This window comes from Umezawaea beigongshangensis, assembly GCF_016464305.1.
Lineage (GTDB): Bacteria > Actinomycetota > Actinomycetes > Mycobacteriales > Pseudonocardiaceae > Umezawaea_A > Umezawaea_A beigongshangensis.
The window spans coordinates 179691-191720 of sequence record NZ_JAEIOJ010000003.1; the positions used below are offsets into that span (position 1 = coordinate 179691).

Below are 12030 nucleotides of genomic sequence, written 5' to 3' on the forward strand. Positions count from 1 at the left end.
CGACGCGCTGTCGTTCGCACGCTGCCTAACCTGATCCCGTGCGGCGGCTGAGTCTGTGGATGCGTGCTCACCCGACCTTCGGGGACTCCCTGACGGCCGGGCTCCTCGTGTTCTCCGACCTGGTCGGGGCGGCGGCGCTGGGCACCCTGCCCCTCCCCCTCCACCTGCTGATTGGCCTGCTGCTGGTCTGCCCGATCGTGCTGCGCCGCAAGCACCCGCTGCTCGCCGGCTACGTGATCCTCGCCGGAGCGTTCCTCCAGCTCGTCACGCACGGCCTCGACCACGAGGGATCACCGCTGCGGACGGCGGACCTGGCGCTGGCCGTCGCGCTCTACACGATGGTCGCCTACGTGGGCCGCAAGCAGGCGCTCCTCTACGCGCTCCTGCTCGCGATCGGCACGTTCCTGTGGGCCGTGTTCGTCATCGGCACGATCGAGGCCGTCCCCGCCGTCTTCGCCATCGCGCTGATCCTGGGGTCGTCCTGGGCGCTCGGCGAGTTCGTGGGAGCGCGCCGGGCCTACCACGCCGAGCTGGAGCAGCGGCTGAAGCTGCTGGAGACCGAGCGCGACCAGCAGGCGAAGCTCGCCGTGAGCGAGGAGCGGTCGCGCATCGCCCGCGAGCTGCACGACGTCGTCGCCCACGCGGTGAGCGTGATGGTCGTGCAGGCCGACGGCGCCGGGTACGCGATCCGCACCGACCCGGAACTCGCCGAACGGGCCGTCCGCACGATCTCCGAGACGGGACGCCAGGCGCTCACCGAGCTGCGCAGGCTGCTCGGCGTGCTGCGGGCGGAGGACCAGTTCGCCCCGCAGTGGGTGCCGCAGCCCGACGCGCGCGGCCTGGCCGAACTGGTGGAGAACTGCCGCGCGTCGGGCCTGCCGGTGGTCCTGGAGGTCATGGGCGACCTGGACGACCTGCCGGCCGGGCTGGGACTCGGCGTGTACCGGATCGTGCAGGAGGCGCTGACCAACACGCTCAAGCACGCCGGGACCGGCGCGACCGCGGTGGTGCGGGTGATCCGCGTCGACGACCGGGTCGAGCTGGAGGTCCTCGACGACGGCTTCGGCACGCCGAACGACCTCGTCGCGGTGTCCGGCGGCAACGGGCTGATCGGGATGCGCGAGCGCGCCGGTGTGCTGGGCGGGACGATCGAGACGGGCCCCAACCCCGGCGGCGGGTGGCGCGTCCGCGTCACCCTGCCCGTCACCGGAACCTAGGTCGTGTTCCGGAGGTCTCGGCCGGTGGCGGCCGTGATCGGCGTGGTTCCGGGCGGGACGGGGAGGACACGGACCTCGGGAGCGCGGCCTAGGGTGATCGCGTGATTCGTGTGCTGCTCGTCGACGACCAGGAACTCATGCGGATGGGCTTCCGGATGGTGCTCGGCGCCCAGGAGGACGTCGCCGTCGTCGGCGAGGCCGGTGACGGGCTCCAGGCCGTGCGCCTGGCCGAGGAACTGCGTCCGGACGTGGTGCTGATGGACGTCCGGATGCCCGTGCTCGACGGCGTGGAGGCGACCAAGCGGATCACCGCGGCGGCGACGTCCAAGGTGCTCGTGATGACCACGTTCGACATGGACGAGTACGCGCTGTCCGCCCTGCGCAACGGGGCCAGCGGCTTCCTGCTCAAGGACACCCCGCCGAACGACCTCGTGTCCGCGCTGCGGGCCGTGGCCAGCGGGGACGCCGTCGTGTCGCCGAGCGTGACGAAGCGCCTGCTGGCGCGCTTCCTCGGCGAGGGCGGCGGCGAACTGCGGGACGCGACCGTGCTCGACGCGCTGACCGAGCGGGAGCGCGAGGTGCTCGTGCTCATCGCGAAGGGCCTGTCCAACACGGAGCTCGCCCGGAAGCTGTTCCTGTCGGAGGCGACGGTGAAGACGCACGTGGGGCGCATCCTGGCGAAGCTGGAGCTGCGCGACCGCGTCCAGGCCGTCGTGCTGGCCTACGAGACGGGCCTGGTCCGCCCCGGCGACGTGTAGGGGCCGGTCTCGGCACGGCGTCGGTGCACCGCGGTTCGGCCCGATCGACGAACCGCGATCTCCGCACCGAGCCGTAGAGTGCGAGCAGTGGCACAACCGCACTGGAGACCCCGACTCGTCGCCCTCGACATCGACGGCACCATCGCCAGGAGCGGCGAGAACGACATCGCCCCCGCCGTCCGCGCCTCGATCAACCGCGCGGTCGAGCACGGTGCCCACGTGGTGCTCTCGACCGGCCGCAGCCTCATCGGCACCACGCCGGTCGCCGACGACCTCGCCCTGCCCGACTCGCTGTCGCTGTGCTCCAACGGCGCCGTGTGGTGGGACTCCGGCACCCGCGAGGTCGTCCGGCACACGACGTTCGACCCGGCGCCCGCGGTCGAGGCGCTGCGCGCGCTGCTGCCCGGCGCGGTGTTCGCCGTCGAGATCACCGGCGTGGGCAACGCGGCGTTCGGCCGCTTCCCCGAGGGCGAGCTGTGGGGCGTGGTCCAGCAGGTCGACCTGGCCGGGCTCGTGACGCGGCCGACCGCGAGGCTGGTCGCGCGCTGGAACGACCACACCCCGGCCGAGCTGGGCCTGCGGGTCGCCGAGCTGGAGCTGCCCGGCACGGCCTGGAGCTCCGACCACACCGAGCCGTGGCTGACCGTCGTGCCGGCCGGCGTGTCGAAGGGCTCCGCGCTGGAGGAGCTGCGCGTGCAGCTGGGCGTGGCCGCCGAGGACACCCTGGCCGTCGGCGACGGCCACAACGACGTGGAGATGCTCCGCTGGGCGGCCAGGGGCGTGGCCATGGGACAGGCGCCCGCGACGGTGCGAGCGGCGGCGGACGAGGTGACGGCCACGGTCCTGGAGGACGGCGCGGCCATGGCCCTGGACAAGTACTTCCCCTGACCGCCGGACGGCCGCCCCCGGACGCTCGACGCGCCGTGCCCGCACGCCGGAGGCTCGACGGTCCGGCCGCGACCCTGAGAAAACGGCGTGAAGTACTAGGGGAGCACTCAGGGTGATCACGGATTACTGCGACCGAGGTATCGGACACAGTAATACTGAAGTCGGACCCGCCCGGCGACTACGGACCGATGTGCCGGAGGTGGGTTCCGGGGCAGGGTTGTGGTCGATGTCGGGGAAGAACGTTCTGGGGGAGAGCTCATGATCGAGGCAATCGGCCTCACCAAGCGGTACGGGAAGACGGTGGCCGTCGACGACCTGTCGTTCTCCGTCGCACCCGGCCGCGTGACCGGGTTCCTCGGTCCGAACGGCGCCGGGAAGTCCACCACCATGCGGATGATGCTGGGGCTGGACACCCCGACCGCGGGCAAGGTCCTCATCGACGGCAGGCCCTACCGCCAGATCGACCGTCCGCTGCGGACCGTCGGCGCGCTGCTGGACGCCAAGTGGGTGCACCCGAACCGCTCGGCGCGCGCCCACCTCCAGTGGATGGCCAAGTCCAACGGCCTGCCCGACCGCCGCGTCGACGAGGTCCTCGACCTGGTCGGCCTGACGAAGGTCGCGAAGCGCCGGGCCGGCGGCTACTCCCTCGGCATGTCGCAGCGGCTCGGCATCGCGGGCGCCCTGCTGGGCGACCCGAAGGTGCTGCTGTTCGACGAGCCGGTCAACGGCCTCGACCCGGAGGGCATCCTCTGGATCCGCAAGTTCATGCAGGGCCTCGCCGCCGAGGGCCGCACGGTCCTCGTGTCGAGCCACCTGCTGTCGGAGATGGCGGTGACCGCGCAGGACCTCGTGGTCATCGGTCGCGGCAAGCTCATCTCGCAGAGCACCACGACCGAGTTCGTCGAGCGCTCCACCGAGAACTCCGTCCTGGTCCGCAGCCCCGAGCTGCCGAAGCTGCACTCGCTGCTGGTGGACAAGGGCTTCACCGTGCGCGAGGAGGACACCTCCGCGCTGACCGTCACCGGCGCGACGAGCGACCAGATCGGCGACCTCGCCGGAGCGAACGGCGTCGTGCTGCACGAGCTGAGCCCGCAGCGCGGCTCCCTGGAGCAGGCGTTCATGCAGCTCACCGGCGACTCCGTCGAGTACCACGCAGAACTGGCCGAGGTCGTCGACACCGCCGCCCTCGCCCCGGCAGGGAAGTGACCCGATGACTCAGCTCGCAGTCGAACGCATCAAGCTCTTCTCCACCCGCTCGCCGTGGTGGTGCATGGCGCTGGCGCTGGGCATCACGGTGGGCCTCACCGCGATCATCGCGGCCAACTCGAACGACGAGTTCCCGCTGACCGTCCAGGCCACGCAGTTCGCCCACACCTTCGGCCTCTACGTGATCATGGTGATGGCGGCGCTCGCGATCACCACCGAGTACCGCTTCGGCACGATCAGGGCCACGTTCCAGGCGGTGCCGAACCGGATCTCGCCGCTGGTCGCCAAGGCCGTCGTCGTGGCCGTGCTCGCCGGGATCGTCGGCGAGATCACCGCGTTCGCGTCGTGGGGCGTGTCGAAGCTCCTCCAGCCCGACATGACCCTCGCGCTGGACTCCGCCAACGACTGGCGGCACGTGGCCGGTGTCGGCCTCGTCTACGCCGTGGGCGCCGTCCTCGCGCTGGCCGTGGGACTGCTCGTGCGGCAGACCGCGGCGGCCGTCGCGATCATCCTGGTCTTCCCGCTGCTGGTGGAGAGCCTGGTCGGGCTCATCCCGAAGATCGGCACGGACATCCAGGAGTGGCTGCCGTTCCAGTCGGCCAGCAACTTCGTCCTGGGCGGCCCGGACCTGAGCGGTCGTCCGACCGACGCGGGCCCGCCGCAGATGGACCTCCCGCTGAGCCCGTGGGGTTCGCTCGCCTACTTCACGGCCATCTCGGTGGCCCTGCTCGTCGTGGCGCTCGTGGTGACCACCAAGCGCGACGCGTGACCAGCGCGGGTCGCGCGGCGGCGGGGGGAGCCGCGCGCGGCCCGGACCGGGGGAGATGAGGAGCCCGGACCACCTGGGGAGGTGGTCCGGGCTCCTCGTCGTCGGACGGGGGATCGCGGTGCGCCGCCGAGTGCGCGACCGTGAGGACGTTCACCCGAGCGAAGTGGAGCAGCCGTGATCGAAGTAGAGGAGCTCACCAAGCACTACGGCAGGACCGTGGCCGTGGACGGCCTGTCGTTCACCGTGCGGCCGGGGCGGGTGACCGGCTTCCTCGGCCCGAACGGCGCGGGCAAGTCCACCACCATGCGGATGATCCTGGGCCTGGACGGGCCCACGCGGGGGTGCGCGCTCGTCGAGGGGCGGCCCTACCGGCAGCTGCGCGACCCGCTGCGCGTCGTCGGCGCGCTGCTCGACGCCACGTGGGTGCACCCGAACCGCTCCGCCCGCTCCCACCTGCGCTGGCTCGCGAGGTCGAACGGCATCTCCGTCCGCCGGGTGGACGAGGTGCTGGAGGTGGTGGGGCTGACCGCCGTCGCGAACCGCAGGGCCGGCGGGTTCTCCCTCGGCATGTCGCAGCGCCTGGGCATCGCGGGAGCGCTGCTCGGCGACCCGCGGGTGCTGCTGTTCGACGAGCCGGTCAACGGCCTCGATCCCGAGGGCATCGTGTGGATCAGGCGGTTCCTGCACCGGCTGGCCGACGAGGGCCGGACGGTGTTCGTGTCGAGCCACCTGCTGTCGGAGATGGCGCAGACCGCGCAGGACCTCGTCGTCATCGGTCGCGGGAAGCTGATCGCGCAGACCAGCACGGCGCAGTTCGTGCGGGACGCGACCGAGGACACCGTCCGCGTCCGCTCCCCGCAGGCGCAGCGGCTGCGCACGCTGCTCGGTGGCCGGGCGCGGATCACCGACGACCCGGTGCACGGGGCGCTGGTCGTGCACGGCCTGGAACCGGCCGCGATCGGCGAGCTGGCCGCCGCGCACGACGTCGTGCTGCACGAGCTGAGCCCGCAGCGCGGCTCCCTGGAGGAGGCGTTCATGCAGCTGACCGGGGAGGCCGTGGAGTACCACGGCCACGACGATCAGGCGCCGCCCGACGAACCGCCCGGTGGTCTGCGCCAGTAGGCGTCGTACTCGTCACCGGTGATCGGCGGCCAGTGCGGCTCCGGCGGGGCCGCGAGCGGCGGCGGCGGCAGTGGGTGCGCCGGGACCGCGGTGCGCCGGTTGCGCGCCGTGGCCACCGCCAGCAGACCGGCGCCCAGGCCGACCGCGAGCAGGCCCGTCCCGACGAGGAACGGCACCTTCGACGGCACCGCGGGCGCCGAGGCGCGCGGGGTCTGCGACGGCTCGCCGCCGGCGCCGCTGCTGGCCCCGGTGGCGGTGATCCGCTCCGGCGGCAGCAGCGGGTTGCGACTCACCGGAGGCACGTCGGCGGTGAGCGCGGCGACCGGGTCGACGACGCCGAAGCCGGTGAGGTCGTCGCGGCCCGGCTCCTGCACGTCCGTCGCGGTGCTGATCAGCCGGTTCACCACGTCGGCCGCGCTCATGCCGGGGTAGCGGGCGCGCACCAGCGCGGCGACGCCGGCCACGATCGCCGACGCGGAGCTCGTCCCGGCGACCTCGGCGTAGCCGGTGTCGTAGACCGACACCGGCATCGCGGTCACGATCGTCTCCGCCGGGGCGGCGAGCACGGTCTCGTGCCCGGTGTTGGACTCCTGCCACGGCTCACCGGCCCTGGTGGTGCCCGCGACGGCCAGCACACCGCGGATGTTCGCCGGAGCGGACACCTCGCCGCTCTCGTTGCCGGTCGACGCGACGAGGACCACGTCGTGCTCCACGGCGTGGTTCACCGCCGTGACGAGCGCCGGCGTGGCGCGGCTCTGGAACCCCAGCGACAGGTTGATCACCTGCGCGCCGTTGTCGACGGCCCAGCGGATGCTGTCGGCGACGACGGTCAGGCCGAACTGGTCGGCGTCGGAGCTGGCGACGGGGAGGATCTTCGCGGCGGGAGCGATGCCGAGCACGCCCCCGGCCACGCCGCTGCCCGCGATGGTGGCGGCCATCGCCGTGCCGTGCCCGTCGGTGTCGGTGTGCCCGTCGGAACCGGCGGACGCGCCGAAGCCGGTTCCGGGCAGCACCTGCCCGATCAGGTCGGGGTGGGAGGCGTCGACGCCGGAGTCGACGACGGCCACGACCACGCCCTCACCGTCGGTGATCTGCTGAGCTGCTGGAACACCGAGGGCGTCGAGGTGCCACTCCTGCTCCTGGATCGTCTGCCCGTGTGCGGGCGCGGGGGACAGGAGCGGGAGCAGCGCCGCGACGGCGAGCGCTCCCGCTCGGGTGAGCAGTGACAACAGACCCCCAGTGCGTGCGACGAGCCCTGCTTCCTCATCGTGCGCGGACGCCGAAGCGCAACGTGCGTGAGGTCACACGGACCTGCCCGTTCGGTCGTCCGGAGCAGGGGTGGAGTAAACACCACGTGAACTCCAGCACAGGTACATGACTTGCAGGGCCGAACAGGCTCATATGGAAGGTAACCAGGCGCGTAACCCTCGGCACAACGCCGTGATCCGGGTGTGGTTGCGGGCGAAAACGGATATCCCCGTCGGGAACTCTCCGGAGGTGAACCCGTGACGGTCCTTGATCCGAACATGGCCGGCTCGTCAGTGTCCCGGTCGTCGCTGTCGTTCGAACACCAGGCGTCCCCGGTCCCGCAACCGCGTGCACGCGGTCTGCGGATCGAGGGTCTGGCCAGTCTCGACTGGTCGGACGTCATCGAGACCACTGCGGTCGCCGACCTGGCCACCTCTCCCGCGGAGGCCAGGTCCTCGTGGATCAGCCGGGCGGACGAGCAGCAGGTGCTCGCCCGGTTCCGCGCGGTGTGCGAGTTCGACTCGCGCCCGCCGTCCCCGTGGTGGCTCCGGGCGCTGCACCGCGGGAAGCTCCCGTCCAGGGCCGCCGGGTTCGCGGTCGAGGACGAGGTGACGGAACTCCTGTCGTCGCGTCCCGGCTGGGTCTTCGTGCCGTGGGCGGACGCCGGCGAGGTCGGCCACTGGGAGTTCGTGCCGTCGGAGAGCGGTGTGTACGGCCCGGCCGAGCCGACGACCGTGCGGTTCACCGACACGCACCCGGGGTGGGTCGACCTGCTGCCGGCGCACCGCGGGCCCGGCCTCGCGCAGGCCATCCCGTTCACCGTCGCCGACCTGCGCGAGCAGATCGAGGACATCGAGAACATCGCCTGACGCGACACCTCCGCCGAGCCCCGTGGACACCTCGTCCGCGGGGCTCTCGCGTGCCCGGCTCCCCTCGTTGCGCGTCCGCCCGGAGCAGGTGGCAGGCTTCCCGGCGTGACTCCGAGCCTGAACCGCCCCCCGCACCACCGCACGATCGTCAGCTACGTCCAGCGCGGCGAGCGGATGACGGTCGGGCAGCAGCGGGCGTGGGACGAGCACTGGGGCGCGCTCGGCAACGAGGTGAAGGCGCTGCCCGACGGCCCGGTCGACTTCACCGGCTGGTTCGGCCGCGAGGCGCCGGTGCTGCTGGAGATCGGTTCCGGCATGGGCGAGACCACCGCCCAGCTCGCCGCGGCCGCGCCCGACCTGAACTACCTGGCCGTCGAGGTCTACAAGCCGGGGCTGGCGCAACTGCTGCTGCGCGCGGAGAACCTGGGCGTGCGGAACCTGCGGGCGCTGCGCGGCGACGCGGTGGACCTGCTGACCGACCACGTCCCGCCGGGCAGCCTCGCCGGCGCGCGGATCTTCTTCCCCGACCCGTGGCCCAAGAAGAAGCACCACAAGCGACGGCTGGTGCAGCCGGAGTTCGTGGCCCTGCTGTCCTCGCGGCTCGTGCCGGGCGGCGTGCTGCACCTGGCGACGGACTGGGAGAACTACGCGGAGCAGATGATGGAGGTGCTCTCCGCCGAGCCGACGCTGCGGAACCTGCACGCCGACGAGCCGGGCGGCTGGGCGCCGCGCCCCGAGTGGCGGCCGGTGACCAAGTTCGAGCAGCGCGCGGTCGAGGAGGACCGCGTCAGCCACGACATCGTGTTCGAACGGATCGCCTGACGATCCGAATCGGGCCGCGCGCTCGCCGCAGCGGCCCTCCGCGCTTTTTCGAGATCGACGTGGAAACAGCGCGACCGCGGCGGCGTTGATTTCCGGTGGAACTCACCAGTCCCACGAGTCCCGCGGAAGAATCACCGCCCACGAGCACCACCGCCGCGGCAGGGCCAGGTCAGCGCCCGGAAACCACGTCTGCGGCACTACTTCTGAGAATCAGCCACAACACCCGAGACCGCCATCAGCACGAGCACCAGCAGACCGAGGATCACCCCGGACCACGTCGCCACGAGCGTGAACATCCGCCACCTCCGCTTCCCCGAACTCCTGCTTCTAGAATCGCTGGGGACCGCGTGAGCCGGCATCCGCCGCAAGGGTATTTCCGACCGGTCCGCATCAGCCTCGTGGCCGATGCGCTCCCCACCCCGAGGAGGACCCGGCCTCGGACCCCCGCACGACGTGAGCGATGTTTCGCTCCGGGCCGCCGAGGGAACGGTGCGCGTACCGGTCGCCGGGCGACGAAGGACGGAACGAACTGATGGTCTCGCAGTACCTGGAGAGCGCTCGCACGGGCCTGAGCCTGTTCTTCGGCGTGGGCCTCGCCGTGCTGATCCCCCTCGTCGTCGTGCACTACGTGCGCTTCGGCCGCGTCGAGCCGCGGCGCGCGGTCGCCCTGTACGCGTTCATCGCCTACGCGCTCGTCGTCGTGGCGCTGGTGTTCCTGCCGTTCCCCGACCCGGACGCGGTGTGCGAGGAGCTCGACCAGACGGTCTCGTCGGTGCCGTTCCAATGGGTCGCCGACATGCGCGCCAACCTGGCCCACAACAACCGGTCGGGCCCGTTCGCGGTCCTGACGGCTCCCGCGTTCCTGTCGTTCGCGTTCAACACGGCCCTGTTCGTGCCGCTGGGCGTGGCGATGCACCGCGTGCTGCGCAAGGGCTTCATCACCACCGTGATGACCGGTTTCGCGGTGTCGCTGCTGTTCGAGGTCACCCAGTACACCGGCAACTTCGGCATGTACGACTGCCCGTACCGGATCTTCGACGTGGACGACCTGATCTCCAACACCACGGGCTCGCTGGTGGGCTGGGTGATCGCGCCGCTGGCGCTGGTCGTGCCGAAGGTGCTCCCGGTGGAGCGGTCCGGCGCCCTGCCCGACGCGGCCTCGCTGCCGCGCCGCGGCCTCGCGGTGCTGATGGACCTGGCGCTGTTCGCGCTGGCCGCGAAGCTCCTCCCGGACAACCCGCTCGTCGAGGTGGCGACGCTGCTGCTGATCCGGGTCGCGCTGCGGCCCGGTCAGCTGCTGCTGGGCTTCCGGGTGCGCGCGGCGGACTCCTCCTCCGCGGGCCCGGTGCGCCCGGTGGTCCGGGAACTGCTGGGCGTCACGGGGTTCTGGGCGTACGTGCTGCTGCCGATGCCGCGCGGCGACGTGTGGACCCTCGACGTGGTCGTCGTGCTGTACGTGGTGATCGGCCTGGTCGCGGTGCCCGCCCTGCGCCGGGACCAGCGCGGCTGGCACGAGCTGGTGTCGCGGACGCGGACCGTGCTCACCGGCGTGCCCGGCACGCCCCCGGCGGCGGAGCGCGAGGACGAGGTGCGCATGCACGAGGGGCCCGTCGCGTGATCGCGGCGGACCCCTCGGTTTCGGGAAGAGTTCGTGGGGCAGCGACGCTGCCGAAACACTGGTTCCCCGTCGTGCGGACGATCAATCACGATAGTGACGCACGTCACCGTCGGGGGAGTTCGGCCGGTCCTGCGGGGTGACGATCGTCGCGCTGGGACCGCGTTCCGGTCGCGCATCACCCGCTGGCACGATCTGGGGATGTCGATGCGCCTGCACTCCCCCGTCGTCCTGCCCTGCGATGCCGACTGCTCGGTGCTGCGGGACGCGGTCGTGGACGTCGCCGACGACGGCCGGATCGCGTACTGCGGCCCGCGCGCGGACGCGCCCGCCTTCTCCGGCCCGAGCCACGAGCTGACCGGCGTCCTGCTCCCCGGACTGGTCAACACGCACGCGCACAGCCCCATGACGGTGCTGCGCGGCCTGGGCAGCGACCTGCCGCTGCTGCGCTGGCTGCGCGAGGCCATGTGGCCGGCCGAGGCGAAGATGACCGCGCGGGACGTCGGCGCCGGGATGCTGCTCGGCGCGGTGGAGATGCTGCGCAACGGCGTCACGACGAGCGCGGAGATGTACTTCCACGGCGAGCAGCTGGTGGAGTCGGTGCTCGCCGCGGGCTCGCGCGTGGTGTTCGGCGCGGCGATCCTCGACCTGCCCGGCACGCCGTGGCGGCCGATGGCCGACGAGATCAGCGCGTGGATCGACGCCGACGGCCTGCGGTCCGGCCCGCACGAGCGGATCGAGCTGGGCTACGGCCCGCACTCGGCGTACGTGCTGTCGCCGGAGACCCTCGCCGAGATCGCCGGTGAGGCGCGGAGCCGGGGCGCGCTGTTCCAGGTGCACGTGGCCGAGTCGCTCGACGAGGACGTGGCGCAGCGGGCGTCGCACGGGTCGGTGCCGCGACTGCTGGAGTCGTCCGGGGTGCTCGGCGGGCGCGTCCTGTCGGCCCACTCGGTGCACCTGTCGGAGGAGGACGTCGCGATCTACGCGCGGCACGGCGTCGGCGTGGCGCACTGCCCCGGCTCGAACGGCAAGCTGGCGTCCGGCATCGCCCCGCTGCGCGCGCTGCTCGACGCGGGCGTGCACGTGGGCCTGGGCACGGACGGCCCCGCGAGCGGCGACGACCTCGACCTGCTGGAGGAGGCGCGGCTGGCCGCCCTCTACAGCCGCCTGTCGACGATGGACGCCTCCTCGCTGGGTGCCGCGTCCGCCCTGCTGCTCGCCACCCGCGGCGGTGCGGCGGCACTGGGCCGCGACGACGTCGGCGCGCTGGAGCCCGGTCGCTGGGCCGACCTGGTGCACGTCGACGCCGACGACCCGGCGTTCGCCACCGGCCTGGACGCGCCGGACGAGCAGGTGCTGGCGAACCTCGTGTGGGCGGCGGGCGCGCGACGCGTGACCGACGTGTGGGTGGCCGGTGAGCGGGTCGTCGCCGGGGGCGAGTCGACGCGGGTCGACCGCCGGGCCGCCCAGGCCGCGGTGGGCGAGGTCTCGGCCCGGCTCCGCGCCTCCTGACCGG

The 12030-nt window shown here is 72.5% G+C and carries 11 protein-coding genes; 10 read left to right on the top strand and 1 reads right to left on the bottom strand.

Annotated features, from left to right (window positions below; genetic code table 11):
* Positions 1-59: 59 nt before the first annotated feature.
* The 6 genes from IMZ35_RS09045 (at position 60) to IMZ35_RS09070 (ending at position 5960) form a co-directional block, all read left to right on the top strand.
* Entirely contained in the window at positions 60-1217 is a 1158-nt protein-coding gene (locus tag IMZ35_RS09045) for a sensor histidine kinase (RefSeq protein WP_199440983.1), read from the top strand.
* A 101-nt stretch (positions 1218-1318) separates the two neighbouring features.
* Positions 1319-1975 (top strand): response regulator, encoded by a 657-nt coding sequence (locus tag IMZ35_RS09050; protein WP_199440535.1) that lies wholly within the window; start codon positions 1319-1321, stop codon positions 1973-1975.
* A gap of 87 nt (positions 1976-2062) precedes the next feature.
* Positions 2063-2863, top strand: a complete 801-nt coding sequence (locus IMZ35_RS31690; protein ID WP_199440536.1) for an HAD family hydrolase — start codon at positions 2063-2065, stop codon at positions 2861-2863.
* A 258-nt stretch (positions 2864-3121) separates the two neighbouring features.
* The gene (locus IMZ35_RS09060) at positions 3122-4069 is read left to right on the top strand and encodes an ABC transporter ATP-binding protein (protein WP_199440537.1); all 948 of its coding nucleotides are present in this window, start codon (positions 3122-3124) and stop codon (positions 4067-4069) included.
* Between the two features lie 4 nt (positions 4070-4073).
* The gene (locus IMZ35_RS09065; RefSeq protein WP_199440538.1) at positions 4074-4838 is read left to right on the top strand and encodes a hypothetical protein; all 765 of its coding nucleotides are present in this window, start codon (positions 4074-4076) and stop codon (positions 4836-4838) included.
* A 174-nt stretch (positions 4839-5012) separates the two neighbouring features.
* Positions 5013-5960 carry an ATP-binding cassette domain-containing protein gene (locus IMZ35_RS09070; protein WP_199440539.1) on the top strand — a complete coding sequence of 316 codons (948 nt, stop codon included), beginning with the start codon at positions 5013-5015 and terminating at the stop codon, positions 5958-5960.
* Here the strand turns inward: IMZ35_RS09070 and IMZ35_RS09075 are convergent.
* Positions 5918-7189 carry a S8 family serine peptidase gene (locus IMZ35_RS09075; RefSeq protein WP_199440540.1) on the bottom strand — a complete coding sequence of 424 codons (1272 nt, stop codon included), beginning with the start codon at positions 7187-7189 and terminating at the stop codon, positions 5918-5920. The two genes, IMZ35_RS09070 and IMZ35_RS09075, sit on opposite strands and share 43 nt — an antisense overlap.
* Positions 7190-7465: 276 nt before the next feature.
* On the opposite strand from IMZ35_RS09075, the gene IMZ35_RS09080 reads away from it, so the two are divergent.
* The 4 genes from IMZ35_RS09080 (at position 7466) to IMZ35_RS09095 (ending at position 12026) form a co-directional block, all read left to right on the top strand.
* Entirely contained in the window at positions 7466-8077 is a 612-nt protein-coding gene (locus tag IMZ35_RS09080; protein WP_307867878.1) for a hypothetical protein, read from the top strand.
* 174 nt (positions 8078-8251) lie between these two features.
* Positions 8252-8899: a tRNA (guanosine(46)-N7)-methyltransferase TrmB gene (gene trmB / locus IMZ35_RS09085; protein ID WP_229371493.1), complete on the top strand. Its 648-nt coding sequence runs from the start codon at positions 8252-8254 to the stop codon at positions 8897-8899.
* Between the two features lie 532 nt (positions 8900-9431).
* Positions 9432-10517, top strand: coding sequence for a VanZ family protein (locus IMZ35_RS09090; RefSeq protein WP_199440542.1), 1086 nt, complete (start codon positions 9432-9434; stop codon positions 10515-10517).
* A 198-nt stretch (positions 10518-10715) separates the two neighbouring features.
* Positions 10716-12026: an amidohydrolase family protein gene (locus IMZ35_RS09095; RefSeq protein WP_199440543.1), complete on the top strand. Its 1311-nt coding sequence runs from the start codon at positions 10716-10718 to the stop codon at positions 12024-12026.
* Positions 12027-12030 lie beyond the last annotated feature (4 nt).